Below are 15,243 nucleotides of genomic sequence, written 5' to 3'. Positions count from 1 at the left end.
CTCGTGGCTTCTCCACCAGAGCTTCACACTTGGAGTGGAGGACTTCGGTACGACCACGGTCCACACCGAGGGGGGTGGTGGCAGCCGTTCCGCGGCCCGGGTGGGGGGACCTCGCGCGGGACCGCGAGGTGAGCTCCGGGCCTCGGAACGGCTGTCCCAATAACGATCGGCCCTCAACGGCCGCCACGGTCAGCCCTCGTGCCGACCCCGCTGGTTCTGACGGTCCTGAGGTTCTTCCAGGGCCTCGTCCCCCACCACACGCCGCCGCCTGCGCCACGCGTACGCCCCGCCCGCGAGCAGCGCGACCGCTCCCCCGGCCCCGCCGACCAGCCCCCACGACGACGAGCCGCCGCCCGCGGCCGTCGCGGGCGCTCCGGCCGCCGCCTTCGCCGCCTTCCGGGTGGGAGCCGCGGAGGCACCGCCCTCGCTGAGCGGATCGACGAGGGCGCCCACGGACTGGGCCTTCGCGCCCTCCTTGAACCCCCAGTCGAGCAGCGCGGCCGTCTCCTCGTAGACTCCGCTGCCGCCGCTCTTGGGGTGCATCACGGTGACGAGGAGGGTCCGCCCGCCACGGGTCGCGGCGCCGGTGAAGGTGTTGCCGGCGTTGCTGGTGTAGCCGTTCTTCACGCCGATGAGTCCGTCGTACGTCGGCACACCCCACGCGCCCGTCAGCAGGCGGTCGGTGTTCTGGATCTGGAAGGTCTTCTTGCCGCCCGCCGGGAAGTTCGCGGTCTTCGTGTGGCAGTAGGCGCGGAAGTCGGCGTCGGCGAGGCCGTGGCGGGCGAAGAGCGTCAGGTCGTACGCGGACGACACCTGCCCCTTGTGGTCGAAGCCGTCGGGGCTGACCACGTGGGTGTCCAGTGCCTGCAGGTCCTGGGCCTTGGCCTGCATCTGGGCGACCGTCCTGGCGAGGCCGCCGTTCATGTGGCTGAGGACGTGCACCGCGTCGTTGCCGGAGCGCAGGAAGACGCCGAGCCACAACTGCTCGACGGTGTAGGTTATGCCGGGTTTGACGCCGACCATGCTGGAGCCCGAGGGAATGTCGGCGAGGTCGGCGTCGGTCACCCTGTGGCGCTCGGTCCGCTCGAAGTTCTTCAGCACGGTGTCCGCGAAGAGCATCTTCAGCGTGGAGGCGGGCGCCAGGTGCGTGTGCGCGTGGTACGAGGCGAGCACCTCGCCGCTCTCGTGGTCGGCGACGAGCCAGGAGCGGGCGGTGAGCCGCTTGGGCAGCCCCGAGGCGCCGCGCACCTGGACGCCGGCGCCGGCGAGCCGCTCACCGCCGATCACGGGCGTGGCGGCCGACGCCGGGGAGGCCGCGGCCAGCGGGACGGCCGCGGCGAGGCCGAGGGCGGCACGGCGGGACAGCTGAGCGGCACGCGGGGGGACGGGAGAGGAATCGCGCATCCCGGGACCGTACAAAAGAAGTTCGCGGGTCCGTACGCCGGGGTCTCGAAGTCGCCACGCGACGGGGCCTCAAAGAAAGGTCACGGCGCACCCAAAGGCAGGACAAAGGAACACCCCCCGCCCGTACGTCCGGCCGACTCCTGCCCTCAGCACCCCACCCAACAGGGGTTTCCTGGCAATAGCCCCTCCGGACCTTAGGAATCAGCTGTCTTACGGAATATTGATTCCGGACCCTACTTTCTCAGCTCTCACACATCTCTTACTCAGCCCCGCTCAAAGGTTTCTCCATAGCTTGTGGCCGCGCCCACAGCGGGCGCCAAGAACCTTTGGGGAACGGGATGTTTGGCATCTATCTCAAGCGTGAGCTGAGCCGGCGCAAGAAGGCGGCCCTGGTGATCGCCATGGGTCTGGCGCTCGGAATCGCGCTGGTCATCACCGTCAACTCGGTGTCGGCCGGCATGCAGCAGGCGCAGGACAAGGTCCTGAAGTCGCTGTACGGGCTCGGCACCGACATGACGGTGACGAAGGCTCAGGCGGCGCCTTCGAGCAACTCGTCCGGCAGACCGAAGTTCGACTTCAACGCCAAGTCGGACAGCTCCACCAAGCAGAGCTCGGACCGCGTGATGACGCAGGGCGGACAGTCCCTGGCCTCCTCCCTCGTCACCAAGGTCGCCGCGCAGAAGGGCGTGGCGAGCGCCGTGGGCGCGCTGAGCCTGAACGTCACCAAGGTCGACGGCTCCTTCACCCAGGGCACCGCGAAGTCCTCCACGTCCTCCGGGTCGGGCAGCTCCTCCCAGCAGGGCGGCCCCGGCGGCGGCCAGGGCGGCGGCAGCACGGGAGCGCCCCAGGTGCAGGGCGGCGGCGCCTCCTTCGACGTGAACTCGTACTCCGTCGCGGGCGTCGACGTCACCGACCAGGACCTCGGCCCGCTCGCCACCTCGAAGATCACTTCCGGCAAGACCTTCACGGCGGCGCAGACCAACGCGAAGGTCGCGGTGGTCAGCAAGTCGTACGCCAAGGAGAACAAGTACACGGTCGGCAAGACCTTCAAGATCTCCGGCACCAAGTACACGATCATCGGGATCGCGACGCCGGACAGCAGTGAGTCGACGACCGACGTCTACCTGCCGCTGAAGCAGGCGCAGACGCTGGGCGACGCGAAGAACAAGGTCACCACGATCTACGTCAAGGCGACCGACTCCAAGCAGATCACCACGGTCAAGGCGACCATCCAGAAGAACATCTCGGGTACGACGGTCACCACCTCCGCCGACCTCGCCTCCACCGTCTCCGGCTCCCTGTCGACCGCCTCGAATCTGGCGACCAGCGTCGGCAAGTGGCTGTCCATCGCGGTGCTCGTGGCCGCGTTCCTGGTGGCCGCGCTGCTGACCTCCTCCGCCGTGTCCCGCCGGGTGCGTGAGTTCGGCACCCTCAAGGCGCTCGGCTGGCCCTCCCGCAAGGTCACCCGGCAGGTCGTCGGCGAGTCCATCGTGAATGGTCTGATCGGCGGCGCGCTCGGCATCGCCATCGGCCTCGGAGCGGCGTACGCGGTGACGGCGATCAGCCCGAAGCTGACCGCGGAGCTCGGCAACACCGGTGGCGGTGGCGGCATGGGCGGCGGCCCCGGCGGTGGCGGTCCCGGCCAGCAGGCGGTCAAGAACACCATGGAGATCGCGCTCTCCGCGCCGGTCTCGGTGACCACCATCGCGCTCGCCGCGGGCCTGGCCATCGCGGGCGGTCTGATCGCCGGTGCGATGGGCGGCTGGCGCGCCTCGCGGATGCGTCCGGCGGACGCGTTGCGCAGCGTCTCCTGACCCCTTCCGGGAGTACCTCTTCCGCATCTTCATCTTCTGCATCCTCGGAGAACCTCATGTACAAGCTCACCGGCGTCACCAAGCGCTACACGCGGGGCAAGGAGACGGTGGAGGCGCTGCGTGGCATCGACCTCACCATCGAGGACGGCGACCAGCTCGTCATCCAGGGCCCCACGGGCGGCGGCAAGTCCACCCTGCTCCAGATGATCGGCGGCCTGGACCGTCCCTCCGCCGGCAGCGTCGAGCTGGACGGCGTGGACCTCGCCTCCATCAGCGAGGCCAAGCTGACCCGGCTGCGTGCCGAGAAGATCGGCATCATCTTCCAGTCGTTCAACCTCATCCCGACGCTGACCGCGCAGGAGAACGTCGAGACCGCGCTCGTACCGCTCGGGGTGAAGCCCGCGGAGCGGCGCAGGCGGGCCGCCGAGGCCCTGGGCTCGGTCGGCCTCGGCGACCGCGTCGGCCATGCGCCGAGCGAGCTGTCCGGCGGTCAGCAGCAGCGTGTCGCCATCGCGCGCGCCCTGGTCAAGAAGCCGAAGGTGCTCCTCGCGGACGAGCCGACCGGCAACCTCGACGAGGGCACCCGCGACGACATCATGGGCCTGCTGGAAGGGCTCTGGCACGAGTACGGGCTGACCTTCATCATGGTCACCCACGACTCGTCGATCGCCCGCCGGGCGCCGCGCCTGGCGACCATCAAGGCAGGGCAGATCACGCTCACCGAGCAGGGTGCGCGGAGCGCCGTGTCCCAGCAGTACGCCCCGCAGTAGTCGCGCGGCCCCCGGTCGATCGCGCCCGTGTTCTCCTCGGCCCGGGCGACCGGGGGAGCCGGGGATCGGGACGGTTCGGCTACGCCTGGCCGGTTTCGAAGCGGGTGATCCTGCCGCCGTCGTCGACGGTGAAGCTCCACCTCGTCTTCATCTCGCCCCAAGTGTCGTTGTTGTAGCGGGCGATGAGGGCACGGCCGCCGTTCGACTCGTTGTCGACCTCCATGTGGCCGCGGGAGGAGAAGATCTCCCGATCGGTCCAGTCGGCGAGGTCGCGGTCGGCACCGTCGTCGGACATGGTCGCGTCGGGTGCGAGGACGGCCCGGAAGGCGTCACGGTCATGGGCGTTCACAGCGGTGACGAAGGCCCGGACGGCCGGGTCGCTGAGTTTCGCTACCTGAATCGTCATGGGAGTCACCCTCACACCGGTCCCGGGTGGCCGCCACCCGAACGGCACCCCGAACACGTCGGTCACGCGTCATCGGTGCGACGGTGGAGACACGGGGGGCCGTTGACCGTTGCCGCCGTCCGTCTGCTCTGGGAGCCACCGTGACCTGTTACGACCGAAGCGATCTGGGACTGCTGTTGCTCCGTCTGGGCACGGGCGGAGTGCTGGCCGCGCACGGGGCGCAAAAGCTGTTCGGCTGGTTCGGCGGGGGCGGCCTCGAGGGGACCGGGACCGCCATGGAGGCCATGGGCTACACGCCCGGCAAGGCGAGCGCGACGGCGGCGGGGCTGGCCGAGGCCGGCGGGGGCACCCTGCTGGCGCTGGGCCTCGCGACCCCCGCGGCGGGTGCGGCGGCGGCCGGGGCGATGGCGGGCGCGGCCGCGGTGCATCTGCCCAACGGGTTCTTCGCGATGAACGGCGGCTACGAGTACGCGGCGTCGCTGGCCCTGACGGCGGCGGGCCTCGCGGTGGCGGGCCCCGGCCGCCTCTCGCTGGACCACGCGCTCGGCCACGCCGTGAACCGCGGCTGGATGGTCCCCGTCGCGCTCGGCGTGACGGCGGCGGCCACGCTGGCCGTGGTGGGCGCCCGGAACAAGAGAGTGCGCGAGGCGGCCGAGGGCAAGCAGGAGGCCCTGTTCGAAGAGTAGGCGCAGGAGCGGGGGTACGCGTGGGCCGGGACCCGCGGCCGGTGCGGGAAGCTTGCCCCATGGCTGATGACGACATCTGGGAATCCATCGACCGCCTGCGCTCCTGGCTGGACGCCCACCGCACGCACGGCGGCCAGGAGGGTCTGCTGCTGCGCATCCTGAAACTGTCGGAGGAGGTCGGCGAGGTCGCCGAGGCGGTGATCGGCGCGACCGGCCAGAACCCGCGCAAGGGTGCCAGCCACACCTGGGACGACGTACGGTCCGAGCTCTGCGACGTCGTCATCACGGCCCTGATCGCCCTGCACACGCTGACGCCGGACGCGCGCGAGGTCTTCATGGCCCATCTGGCGGGCGTCACGGAGCGGTCGCTCGGGGCAGATCCAACTCGGTGAGCCGCGCCCGCACTTGTTCACCCCATGGACGTGTGCGGGCCGTCGGCAGTTGGTGGGGACGGCCGAGCCTTCTCGTCGACAACACGCCGACGAAAGGGTCCCCGTGCAGGACTACGTTCTCCCCCGTGGCCGCAGGACAGTCGCCGCTGCCGGCGGGGTGCTCGCGCTCGCCGTCATGGGGCTGGGAAGCCAGGCCCAAGCGGCGAGTTTCGGGACTCCGACGCTGTCGCTGTCGGCGGCCTATCTGTCCGGCGCGGTGGGGGCGAGCGGGGATCCGGTCGTGAAGGTGACGGTCGCACAGAGCGGCGCGGACGCCGGGGCGCTCACGGTCACGGTGACCAAGAGCAGCAAGACCTCCGTGGCCACCACCGCCGACGTCACGGTCACCGGCACCGGCGCCACCCGCCAGGTCGCCGTCGCCGCGCGCGGCCGGGGCTACACCGACCTGACCGTGAAGGTCACCGGCGCGGACGGCCAGACGGCCACCAAGACCCTGCACTACGCCGCGTCGGCCGCCGTCCAACAGGCCGCGGACAGCAGGTACTTCACGGGTTCCAGCGACGCCTCCGCCGCCGTGGACGTCGGGGGCGGCTATGCGGTGGTCGCGGACGACGAGTCCAACACCCTGCGCCTGTACGACCGTTCGGCCTCGGGCGCGCCCGTGAAGACCTGGGACTTCAGCTCGGACATCGGTGTCTCGAAGGAGATCGACATCGAGGGCGCCACGCGCGTCGGCGACACGATCTACTGGACGGGCTCGCTGGGCAACAACAAGGACGGCGAGTACAAGTCCGCCCGCAACACCGTCTTCACCACCAAGGTCGGCGGTTCGGGCGCGGCGACCGTGCTGTCGTACGGCGGCTCGTACCGGAAGCTCCGCGACGACCTCGTCGCCTGGGACGAGGCCCACGGTGACCGCTACGGCTTCGCGGCGGGCACCGCCGACGGCCAGGTCCCCAAGCAGATCGACGGGTTCAACGTGGAGGGGCTGGAGTTCGCGCCGGGGTCGACGACGACCGCGTACCTCGGCTTCCGCGCGCCGCTCGCCCCTGCGGTCGCCGGCGGCAAGGCGCTCCTCGTGCCCGTCACGAACATCGACAAGGTGGTCGGCAGCGGCGCCAAGGCCGTCTTCGGGACGCCGGTCGAGCTGGACCTCGGCGGTCTCTCCGTGCGCGACCTGCGCAAGAACGCCGCGAACCAGTACCTGATCGTCGCGGGCTCCTGGGCCGCCGACGACAACTCCGACCCGTACGCCCTCTACTCCTGGGACGGCGACCCGGCGCACACCCCGGTCAAGCGGCTCGACCTGCCCACCTCGGACCCGGGCGGCTGGGAGTCGGTCGTCGACGTCCCGGATCTCACCGTTCCCGGCGCCCGCGCCCAGCTGATCACCGACGACGGCTCCGCCGACCTGTACGGCGACGGCACGGAGGCCAAGGACCTCACCCACCCCGAGTGGAAGAAGTCCCGGGCGACCTGGTTCACGGTCGGCGGCTGAAGCGCGGGGCGGCGGCCGGGGCGCAGCACCGCTCTGTCTCGTGGGCTGCCCCGACCGCCCTGGGCGCAGCACCGCTCTGTTGGGGCTGCCCCGCCGCCCGGGCCGCCGCGTCCGTCGTAGCGCCGTCTGAGAGGGTGACCGTATGCGCCTGATCCTCATCCGCCACGGCCAGACCCCGTCCAACGTGGCGTTCCTCCTCGACACCGCAGTCCCCGGCCCGGGTCTGACCGCCCTCGGCGAGAAGCAGGCCGCCGCGCTGCCCCAGACGCTCGCGGATGTGGACATCGACCTCCTGTACGTCTCCACACTGACCCGTACCCAGCTGACGGCCGCCCCGCTGGCGGCCGCCCGCGGCCTCGAGATGGTCGTACGGGACGGCATCCGTGAGCTGGAGGCCGGGGACCTGGAGATGTTGCGCGGCGACACCGAGGCGGCCAGGACGTACTTCACGACGGCGTTCGCCTGGGTGGCCGGGGACACCGGGCTGCGGATGCCGGGCGGCGAGAACGGCACCGAGGCGCTGGGCCGGTTCGACGCGGTGGTCGCGGAGGCCGCGGCGACCGGCGCGGGCAGCGTCGCCATGGTCAGCCACGGCGCAGCGATCCGGGTGTGGACGGCGGCCCGGGCGCACAACGTCGACATGTCCTTTGCGGCCGACCACCGGCTGGACAACACCGACATCGTGATCCTTGAGGGCTCACCCGAGGAGGGCTGGACGGCGCTGACCTGGGCGGGCACCGACATCGGCGGCGTGGCGCACGCGCGGGAGAGCGGCCCCGCGGGACAGCCGTTGGGCCCGACCTCGTAGACGTCTCCCCCTGCGGGTGCGGGATTCTCACACCGGCGGCATGTTGTACGGCGGCATGTTGTACGGCGTCACCACCTGGATCGCCGACGGCAGGAACGGGCCCTCGTCCGGCAGCGCCTGCTGGGCCCGCATGATGGTCTGGCAGGCGCGCCGCATGTCCTGGCGCAGGTCGTGGTGGAGCACCGCGGACAGCTTCCCCTCCGCCAGCAGCCGGGTGTTGTCGTGGTCCAGGTCGTGCGCGACGAAGGCCAGTACCCCCCGGCCGAGCGCCGCGAAGGCATCGATGGTCGCGGTGTTGCCGCCGCCGATGGAGTAGACGGCGTTGATCTCCGGATCCCGCTCCAGAGCCGCCAGGACCAGGGCCCGCTGGGTGGAGTCCAGCCCGTCGCTGTCCGTGATCTCGACCAGTCGGCGCACGGGCCCGCCGGCACGCATCCCGCTGCGGAACCCCATCTCCCGCTCCTCCTCGTTCCGGAAGGATCCCCGGCTGATCGTGACGAGCACATGGCCCGGACGGTCGGCGAGCCACTGGCGTATCAGGTAGGCGGCGGTGGCTCCGGCGGCCCGGTTGTCGATGCCGACGTACGCCAGCCGCGGACTGCTGGGCAGATCCGTCACCAGCGTGACCACCGGGATGCCGGCCGCCACCAGCCGGCCGACCGCGGCGGTGACCTCGGGGACCTCCGGGGCCTTGAGGATCACTCCCTGCGAACCGCGCGCGGCGATCCTGTCGAGGTCCTTCACCAGCTCCGCCGCGGGGTCCGTCTCACGGAAGTGGAACCGTGAGCGCACGATCGCCGGGTGCAGGGACGGCAGTTCGGCCTCCAGGGCGTCGCGTACCGCCGAGGAGAACCGCTCCGGGGTCTGCATCACGATGTCGATCATGAAGGTGCGGCCGCCGATGCGGACCTGGGTGCGCTGCCGGTCCAGGTCCTTGATGGCCTGCTGCACCTCCCGCGCCGTGCTCTCACGCACGCCGCCGCGATGGTTGAGGACCCGGTCGACCGTCGCCTCGCTCAGTCCGGCCTGCCGGGCGATCTCGCGGATCGTATACGGATGTCCCATGGGTTCCTTCGCTGCGTCCCGTGACCACGGAGATCGATGAGGGGTTTTTGATGGTTCTCTGCGGATTGATTGACGGTCCCGGCCTCATGAGACTGGCAGAAATGTCACCGCGCCGGAAGTCGTAGACATACCCGTAGCTGTAGCTCTGGCTGGAACGGAAAAGGACGGCACCACACTCATGAACCAACTGCTCGAGGACAAGGTCGTCCTCGTCAACGGCGGCAGCCAGGGAGTCGGCGCGGGCATCGTGCGCGCGGCGCTGCGCGAGGGCGCCACGGTCGCCTTCACCGGGCGCCGCACCGAGCTCGGCGAGAAGTTCGCCGCTCAGACCGGCGCCACGTTCGTACGGGCCGATCTGACCGATCCCGCGCAGGCGCGCGGCAGTGTCGAGCAGGTCGTGGCCGCCCACGGGCGGATCGACTGCCTGGTGAACGCGGCCGGGCTGACGTCACGCGGCACGCTCCTGGACACCACGCCGGAACTGTTCGACGCGCACGTGGCGATCAACCTGCGGGCGCCGTTCTTCGCGATGCAGGCCGCCGTCCAGCACCTGGTGGACCGGGGGGCGCCGGGCACCGTCGTCAACATCATCACGTCCGCCGCGCACGGCGGGCAGTCCTTCCTCGCCCCGTACGTCGCCGCCAAGGCCGGGCTCATGGGCCTCACCCGCAACGCCGCCCACGCGCACCGCTGGGAACGGGTCCGGATCAACGGCCTCAACATCGGCTGGACGGACACCGAGGGTGAGGAGGAGACCCAGCGCACCTTCCACGGCGCGGGCGACGACTGGCGGGAGAAAGCGGCGAAGACCCAGCCGATGGGCAAGCTGGGCCAGGTCGACGAGATCGCCGACTTCGTCGTCTTCCTGCTCTCCGACCGCAGCGGGGTGGTCACGGGCTCGGTCATCGACTGGGACCAGATCGTCTTCGGCGGACTCGACTGATCCCCTGTCCCTCCCCGAACTCCCCTCCCCTCTCGCCCCTCCCCTCTCGCCCCTCCCTCGGCGGGCACACCCTCACTGGCTTTAGGAGCAATCTCATGCGTATCGGCATCCTGGGACTGGGCCGGATCGGCGCCTTCCACGCGGCGACCCTCGCCGGGCTCGACGCGGTGGACACCCTGGTCGTCAGCGACCCGGTGGCGGCGGCCACCGCGGCGGCGGTGGAGCGGTTCGGGGCGACGGCGGTGGACTCCCCCGAGGCGGTGCTCGCCGCCGGGGTCGACGGCATCGTCATCGCGGCCGCCACCGACGCGCACCCCGCGCTCATCCTCGCCGCGGTCAAGGCGGGCATCCCGGTGTTCTGCGAGAAGCCGGTGGCGCGGACCGTCGAGGAGAGCCTCGACGTGCTGGAAACCGTCCGGGACAGCGGTGTCGAGGTGCAGATCGGCTACAACCGGCGCTTCGACGCCGGCTGTGTGGCCGCCCGCAAGGCCGTGGTGGGCGGCGAACTCGGCAAGCTGCACACCGTACGGTCCACCACGCTGGACCCGGCGCCGCCGCCCGCCGCGTACGTCGCGGTCTCCGGGGGCATCTTCCGCGACTGCAGCGTGCACGACTTCGACATCGTGCGCTGGGTCACGGGCCGCGAGGTGGTCGAGGTGTACGCGGCCGGCGGCAACCGGGGTGCCGAGTACATCGCCGAGGCGGGTGACGTCGACACCGCCTCCGCGATCCTCACCCTCGACGACGGCACCATCGCCCTGGTCTCCAACTCCCGCCACAACGCGCGGGGTTACGACGTCCGCCTGGAACTGCACGGCATGCGCGACAGCATCGCCGTGGGCCTGGAGGACAAGCTGCCGCTGCGTTCCGTCGAGCCGGGCGCCACCTTCCCGGCGGGCCCGCCGCACGACTTCTTCATGGACCGCTTCGCGCCCGCCTACCGCGCCGAGCTCACCGCCTTCACGGAGGTCGTCGCGGGCCGCGCCACCTCGCCGTGCACGGTCGCCGACGCCATCGAGGCCGGCTGGATCGCCGAGGCCTGCGCCCTTTCGCTGGCCGAGCACCGGCCCGTACGCCTGGAGGAGGTACGCGAGGCCTGACCCTCTCTCCCTGCGCGGAGGCCGGACGACGCACCCGAAGATTCGGCGCGCCGTCCGGCCCGGCCTCCCGCGTCGCGGCCGTCAGGCGAGAACAGCCGGCTTGAGGATCTCCTCGCACCACTGCCGGAACGTGGTGGGAGTGGTGGCCCCCGGGGTGCGCGGCTCGGCGTTGTCGAGGCCACGATCCTTGGCCGTCGCCATGTCCGCCATGCCCTGCGCCATCGCCTCGGACATCCCGCGCCGCGTCAGCGTGTCCCTGAACGACTCGACGGGGACGTACTGGAACCGCACCGGCTTCCCCAGCACCTCGGACATGATCCGCGCCATGTCCTCGAAGGACAGGTCCTCGGGCCCGAGCACCGGGACCTCGCCCTGCCCGCTCCAGGAGTGGTCGAGCAGCAGCCCGGCTGCGACGGCGGCGATGTCGCGGGTGGCGCAGGTCGGCGCCTTGAGGTCCCCGGCGACGGGCTGGAAGAACACGCCCTGGCTCCTGATCGCCTCGACCTGGCGCAGCAGTGCGTACTCGCCGCCGCGCAGGCCGCCACCCGCCGGGTGCACGGCGCCGCCCGCGCCGACCGTCTGGTCGTCGGTTTCGCCCCCGGTCTGAGCGTCTCCCCCGCGGTCCGCGCGTTCACCCGGACCCACCCCGACATCGAGATCGAACTGCTCCACCTGAACTGGTACGAGAAGGGCGAGGCGCTCCGGGACGGCCGGGCCGACGTCGGCTTCCTGCGCCGCCCCTTCGACGAGGGCGGGATCCACACCATCCCGGTGGGCAGCGAACCGAAGGTCGTGTGCCTCCCCACCACCCACCCCCTGGCGTCCCGCCGCCGGCTGACCCTGGCCGCCCTCGACGGCGAGACGATCCTGGACTTCCACGCGCGTCGCACCGCGACGGTGGAGGAGAAACTCGAACTCGTCGCGGCCGGACGCGGCATAGCACTGCTGCCGCGCAGCGTCGCCCGCTCCTACTCACGCCCCGACCTCGCAAACCGACCGGTGACCGACGTCCCCCCGACCGAGATCTGCCTCGCCGTACTCGAGGCCCGCCGCGACGGTCACGTGGACGACTTCCTGACCACCGCGACACACGCGCTGTCCGAACACCGCCCCTGATGGAAGTGGCCATGTCTGGCCCGTCCTGGACTCCGTCGCCGGCGACCGTCCGAGCCGGACCGGGGTCACCAAGCCCCTGGAGGAGCTCCAGGAACTGGACGGTGAGAAGTGAAGGACGTCAACTTCGTCCCAGGCGCCTGGGAGGACAACTGGTGTACGGCCTGGACCGCGTCCCGTGCCGCGCGGCGGCAAGTCACGGTGCGCCCCCACCAGGGCACGGCCGGCATCCCGTACAGGACACCATCCGTACCGGTACGCACACTCTGCGTACCGAAGCATTCCCCGGTCAGGGTAGGGCGAGGCGGCCACGCTCAGTGACATGAAGTCAGAAATCTCCACCCGGCATTTCACCCAACTGCTCAGCGGCACGCCTCGCGGCGCCCGCCTGGCGCGGCTGGTCGTCGCCGAGTTGGCGGCGAACGCGGTCACGCAAGGGCAGGTGAAGGGGCGCGGGTTCCGGCTCACGCTCAGTGCCGACGCCTCGGACACGCTCCGTGTCGAAGTGGCCGACCCACGAGGCGATCGCCAGCCCCTGGCCCGTCGTACCGCGAGTTCCACCGACGAGACGGGGCGGGGGCTGCTCCTCGTCGACGCGCTGACGGCCCGGTGGGGCACTGAGCCATGGCCGCCGTCCGGCAAGGTCGTGTGGGCGGAGATCGGTCTTCCACACCCTGTGCTCACTGCTTCCGCATCCGCCGCTCAGCCCTCGACCGGGGCTGCACCAGAGGCAGCAAGCTGATTATGGAAGGCGTCATGGGGAAGGGCCCTGACCAGGCCATACGGCCAGGTCAGAACCCAGCCGGCAGACGAGTCGCTGTACGTCAGTCGCTGCCTCGAAGTCCCGCAGGCGGCTGCGACCTGCCTGGAACCACTGGCCTGACAGCGCGAAGCCCTCGCGTCGGCACCCATGCGTCCCGCCAGGTCCTCGAGACCGCATCGCCCCGGCCGCTCGGGGAGATCTTGACGGACGCGCGTGCGGACCCCGTTTCCCGAAATCGCCCCGCTCCGTGCGACGGACCCGCCGCCCTGCGCCGTAGAGCAGACGACATCAGCTCACAGGGAGGGGAGCGCGACATGGCAGGCCACAGAGTCAGAGGCGCCAGGGGTACGGCGGTCGCGGCGGCGGCCATGGCGGCGCTGACCGCGTCGCAGGCGCCGGGGGCGGTCCCGGCACGGGCCTCCGTACCCCCGCGGCAGGCGCCCGCCGAGCAGGGGCCGAGCGTGTCGGGCGACACCCGGTACCGCACCGACCTCCCGCTGCTGCGGACCCGGGAACGCAAGGGCGAGGCGTCGGTGGCGGGCGCCGCGCTGCCGGCGAGCGTGTTCGCCGCCTACCGGCACGCCGAGGCGGAACTCGCACGCACCGCGCCCGGCTGCCGGCTGCGGTGGCAGTTGCTGGCCGCGATCGGCCAGGTGGAGTCCGGGCAGGCGCGCGGCGGTCGGGTGACGGCGGACGGTACGACCGTGGCTCCCATCCTCGGGCCGCGGCTGGACGGCGGCGCCTTCGCCGTCATGCGGGACACCGACGGCGGCGCGTACGACGGGGACGCGGCCTACGACCGGGCGGTCGGACCGATGCAGTTCATCCCGTCGACCTGGGCCCGCTGGGGCACGGACGGCAACGGCGACGGGCGGGCCGACCCGGACAACGTCTTCGACGCGGCGCTCGCCGCCGGGCGCTACCTGTGTGCGGGCGGACGAGACCTCTCCGACCCGGCCGAGCTGGACCGGGCGGTCCTCGGCTACAACCACTCGGAGGCGTATCTGAGCACGGTCAGGGCCTGGTACGCGTACTTCCTGGACGGGTATCGGGTGGTGCCGGACAGCTCCGCGAAGTCCTCCGCGCACCCGGAGCCGTCGCGGCCGCCGTCCACGCCGAAGCCCTCGCCGACACCGTCCGCCCGTCCGAGCGCCGTCCCCTCCTCGACACCGTCCGCTCCCTCGCCGACCCCCGGCACGTCCCGTCCGGCAGGCGGGGCCACTCCGACGGAGAAGCCCCAACTCCCCTCGCCCGGCACGGACATCGAACTGCCCGGCGACGACCTGCTGCCCAGCGGCGGTCCGCTGACCAGTAACAGCGGGGACTCGACGACCTCCGCCCCCTCCACAACCGCGGCTACCGGGCGGTAATGTCACCACCCGCCGGACGGCACAGGACCGGCGGGTGAGCGCAAAGGGGCCCTCATGGCGACGGACATGCCGGACATGCCTGCGGAGATACAGGCGGCCCACGACCGTTGGCAGCGCATGTGGAGCCACCGCGAGCAACTGCTCAAGGTGGCCCGGCGCAGGTCGATGAGCCCGGAGGACGCCGAGGACGCGGTGCACGAGGCCATGCTGCGCGCCGCGGAGCGCCCCGACCTGGACGACGAGCGCCTCGGCGGCTGGCTGACGACCGTGACCATGCGGCTGTGTGTCGATCGGTATCGCCAGGTCAACCGTGAGGCCGAGGTACACCGCAGCCCCACGCTCGCCGCGCCGGGTCCGGTGCCCGTCGAGGAGGCGGTGTGCGACCGGGCCGAGGCCAGGTGGCTGGCCGTGCGCAGCGGGGAGCTGCCCGCGCGCCAGGCCGAGGCGCTCCGGCTGAAGTCCGAGGGCCTCGACGTGGGCCAGGTCGCCGTGCGCATGGGGCTGAGCTATCGCACCGTCGAGTCGCTGCTCGCCCGGGCCCGGCGCACGCTGCGCAACTCGCTGGCCGGAACGCTGGGCCTCGCCCTGTTCCTGTGGGGGCGCGGCAAGCTGCGCGCGGGCGGACACGTGCAGGCCGTGGCGGTGACCTCGACGGCCGCGACCCTGGTGGTGGCGGGGTTCGTGTTGCCGTACGTCCACGACGGGGACAGGCAGGGCACGGCTCCCCGACCCTCCGTGTCCCGCATGGCCCAGGCGACCACGCAGACCGTCCGGCCCGACGGCGTCGGCCGCGTGGCCGCCCCGAACGCCCGTGATCTGTCGGCCGCCTCGGCGTCCCACGCAGCGACGCCGACGGTGCCGCCCGGCGATGACGACCGGTCGTTGCTGCCTCTGTCGGTGCCACCGCTGCCGGACGCCTCGCTGTCACCAGTGCCGTCCGTCCCCGACGTCCCCGGCGTGTCCGACCTGCCGAGCGTGCCCGGCCTCTCCGATCTGCCGGCCACGTCCACGGTCCCGACGACGCCTCCGGCCCTCCCGGAGGCTCCCGCCACGCCCTCCGCCCCGGTCGACGTACCGACCCCGACCGCGCTGCCGTAGAACCGCCGGAAAA

Annotated in this window: 16 protein-coding genes; 12 read left to right on the top strand and 4 right to left on the bottom strand. The window is 71.7% G+C overall.

Annotation, left to right across the window (positions count from 1 at the left end):
* Positions 1–189: 189 nt before the first annotated feature.
* Positions 190–1,404: a D-alanyl-D-alanine carboxypeptidase family protein gene (locus tag SMIR_RS27535; protein WP_168490852.1), complete on the bottom strand. Its 1,215-nt coding sequence runs from the start codon at positions 1,402–1,404 to the stop codon at positions 190–192.
* 338 nt (positions 1,405–1,742) lie between these two features.
* Between SMIR_RS27535 and SMIR_RS27530 the strand changes: the two genes are divergently transcribed.
* Together SMIR_RS27530 and SMIR_RS27525 are read left to right on the top strand one after the other, a co-directional pair.
* Positions 1,743–3,218, top strand: coding sequence for an ABC transporter permease (locus tag SMIR_RS27530; RefSeq protein ID WP_168490853.1), 1,476 nt, complete (start codon positions 1,743–1,745; stop codon positions 3,216–3,218).
* Positions 3,219–3,274: 56 nt separating this feature from the next.
* Complete coding sequence (locus SMIR_RS27525; RefSeq protein WP_095855001.1) at positions 3,275–3,988, top strand: ABC transporter ATP-binding protein; 714 nt, start codon at positions 3,275–3,277, stop codon at positions 3,986–3,988.
* Positions 3,989–4,067: 79 nt separating this feature from the next.
* Here SMIR_RS27525 and SMIR_RS27520 read toward each other — a convergent pair whose 3' ends face one another.
* Positions 4,068–4,394 carry a nuclear transport factor 2 family protein gene (locus SMIR_RS27520; RefSeq protein WP_101405485.1) on the bottom strand — a complete coding sequence of 109 codons (327 nt, stop codon included), beginning with the start codon at positions 4,392–4,394 and terminating at the stop codon, positions 4,068–4,070.
* Positions 4,395–4,534: 140 nt separating this feature from the next.
* Between SMIR_RS27520 and SMIR_RS27515 the strand changes: the two genes are divergently transcribed.
* The 4 genes from SMIR_RS27515 (at position 4,535) to SMIR_RS27500 (ending at position 7,778) form a co-directional block, all read left to right on the top strand.
* Positions 4,535–5,080, top strand: coding sequence for a DoxX family protein (locus SMIR_RS27515; protein ID WP_168490858.1), 546 nt, complete (start codon positions 4,535–4,537; stop codon positions 5,078–5,080).
* A gap of 59 nt (positions 5,081–5,139) precedes the next feature.
* Entirely contained in the window at positions 5,140–5,472 is a 333-nt protein-coding gene (locus tag SMIR_RS27510; protein WP_168490860.1) for a MazG-like family protein, read from the top strand.
* A gap of 175 nt (positions 5,473–5,647) precedes the next feature.
* Entirely contained in the window at positions 5,648–6,970 is a 1,323-nt protein-coding gene (locus tag SMIR_RS27505) for a hypothetical protein (RefSeq protein ID WP_248003638.1), read from the top strand.
* A 142-nt stretch (positions 6,971–7,112) separates the two neighbouring features.
* Positions 7,113–7,778 (top strand): histidine phosphatase family protein, encoded by a 666-nt coding sequence (locus SMIR_RS27500; RefSeq protein ID WP_212727512.1) that lies wholly within the window; start codon positions 7,113–7,115, stop codon positions 7,776–7,778.
* Positions 7,779–7,805: 27 nt separating this feature from the next.
* Here SMIR_RS27500 and SMIR_RS27495 read toward each other — a convergent pair whose 3' ends face one another.
* Positions 7,806–8,843 (bottom strand): LacI family DNA-binding transcriptional regulator, encoded by a 1,038-nt coding sequence (locus SMIR_RS27495; protein ID WP_212727511.1) that lies wholly within the window; start codon positions 8,841–8,843, stop codon positions 7,806–7,808.
* A gap of 178 nt (positions 8,844–9,021) precedes the next feature.
* Between SMIR_RS27495 and SMIR_RS27490 the strand changes: the two genes are divergently transcribed.
* Together SMIR_RS27490 and SMIR_RS27485 are read left to right on the top strand one after the other, a co-directional pair.
* Positions 9,022–9,786, top strand: a complete 765-nt coding sequence (locus tag SMIR_RS27490) for an SDR family oxidoreductase (RefSeq protein WP_168490868.1) — start codon at positions 9,022–9,024, stop codon at positions 9,784–9,786.
* 95 nt (positions 9,787–9,881) lie between these two features.
* A complete protein-coding gene (locus SMIR_RS27485; protein WP_168490870.1) occupies positions 9,882–10,886 on the top strand; it encodes a Gfo/Idh/MocA family protein in 1,005 nt (334 codons plus the stop codon).
* Between the two features lie 81 nt (positions 10,887–10,967).
* Here SMIR_RS27485 and SMIR_RS27480 read toward each other — a convergent pair whose 3' ends face one another.
* The gene (locus SMIR_RS27480) at positions 10,968–11,444 is read right to left on the bottom strand and encodes an NmrA family NAD(P)-binding protein (protein WP_212728515.1); all 477 of its coding nucleotides are present in this window, start codon (positions 11,442–11,444) and stop codon (positions 10,968–10,970) included.
* On the opposite strand from SMIR_RS27480, the gene SMIR_RS27475 reads away from it, so the two are divergent.
* The 4 genes from SMIR_RS27475 (at position 11,439) to SMIR_RS27460 (ending at position 15,230) form a co-directional block, all read left to right on the top strand.
* Positions 11,439–12,002: a LysR family substrate-binding domain-containing protein gene (locus tag SMIR_RS27475; protein ID WP_248002887.1), complete on the top strand. Its 564-nt coding sequence runs from the start codon at positions 11,439–11,441 to the stop codon at positions 12,000–12,002. The genes SMIR_RS27480 and SMIR_RS27475 overlap by 6 nt on opposite strands.
* A 319-nt stretch (positions 12,003–12,321) precedes the next feature.
* Positions 12,322–12,741 carry an ATP-binding protein gene (locus tag SMIR_RS27470; RefSeq protein ID WP_248002888.1) on the top strand — a complete coding sequence of 140 codons (420 nt, stop codon included), beginning with the start codon at positions 12,322–12,324 and terminating at the stop codon, positions 12,739–12,741.
* 335 nt (positions 12,742–13,076) lie between these two features.
* Positions 13,077–14,132 carry a lytic transglycosylase domain-containing protein gene (locus SMIR_RS27465; RefSeq protein ID WP_168490872.1) on the top strand — a complete coding sequence of 352 codons (1,056 nt, stop codon included), beginning with the start codon at positions 13,077–13,079 and terminating at the stop codon, positions 14,130–14,132.
* A gap of 54 nt (positions 14,133–14,186) precedes the next feature.
* Positions 14,187–15,230: an RNA polymerase sigma factor gene (locus SMIR_RS27460; protein WP_168490874.1), complete on the top strand. Its 1,044-nt coding sequence runs from the start codon at positions 14,187–14,189 to the stop codon at positions 15,228–15,230.
* Positions 15,231–15,243 lie beyond the last annotated feature (13 nt).

It is taken from the genome of Streptomyces mirabilis, from assembly GCF_018310535.1.
Lineage (GTDB): Bacteria > Actinomycetota > Actinomycetes > Streptomycetales > Streptomycetaceae > Streptomyces.
This window is presented reverse-complemented; position numbering and strand designations above follow the sequence as displayed.

Bases quoted from the DNA above. Each gene is read 5' to 3' on its own strand.
- SMIR_RS27525 (WP_095855001.1), top strand. From the start codon at position 3,275: ATGTACAAGCTCACCGGCGTCACCAAGCGCTACACGCGGGGCAAGGAG.
- SMIR_RS27500 (WP_212727512.1), top strand. From the start codon at position 7,113: ATGCGCCTGATCCTCATCCGCCACGGCCAGACCCCGTCCAACGTGGCG.
- SMIR_RS27465 (WP_168490872.1), top strand. From the start codon at position 13,077: ATGGCAGGCCACAGAGTCAGAGGCGCCAGGGGTACGGCGGTCGCGGCG.
- SMIR_RS27485 (WP_168490870.1), top strand. From the start codon at position 9,882: ATGCGTATCGGCATCCTGGGACTGGGCCGGATCGGCGCCTTCCACGCG.
- SMIR_RS27490 (WP_168490868.1), top strand. From the start codon at position 9,022: ATGAACCAACTGCTCGAGGACAAGGTCGTCCTCGTCAACGGCGGCAGC.
- SMIR_RS27530 (WP_168490853.1), top strand. From the start codon at position 1,743: ATGTTTGGCATCTATCTCAAGCGTGAGCTGAGCCGGCGCAAGAAGGCG.
- SMIR_RS27505 (WP_248003638.1), top strand. From the start codon at position 5,648: ATGGGGCTGGGAAGCCAGGCCCAAGCGGCGAGTTTCGGGACTCCGACG.
- SMIR_RS27520 (WP_101405485.1), bottom strand. From the start codon at position 4,394: ATGACGATTCAGGTAGCGAAACTCAGCGACCCGGCCGTCCGGGCCTTC.
- SMIR_RS27535 (WP_168490852.1), bottom strand. From the start codon at position 1,404: ATGCGCGATTCCTCTCCCGTCCCCCCGCGTGCCGCTCAGCTGTCCCGC.
- SMIR_RS27460 (WP_168490874.1), top strand. From the start codon at position 14,187: ATGGCGACGGACATGCCGGACATGCCTGCGGAGATACAGGCGGCCCAC.
- SMIR_RS27470 (WP_248002888.1), top strand. From the start codon at position 12,322: ATGAAGTCAGAAATCTCCACCCGGCATTTCACCCAACTGCTCAGCGGC.
- SMIR_RS27510 (WP_168490860.1), top strand. From the start codon at position 5,140: ATGGCTGATGACGACATCTGGGAATCCATCGACCGCCTGCGCTCCTGG.
- SMIR_RS27495 (WP_212727511.1), bottom strand. From the start codon at position 8,843: ATGGGACATCCGTATACGATCCGCGAGATCGCCCGGCAGGCCGGACTG.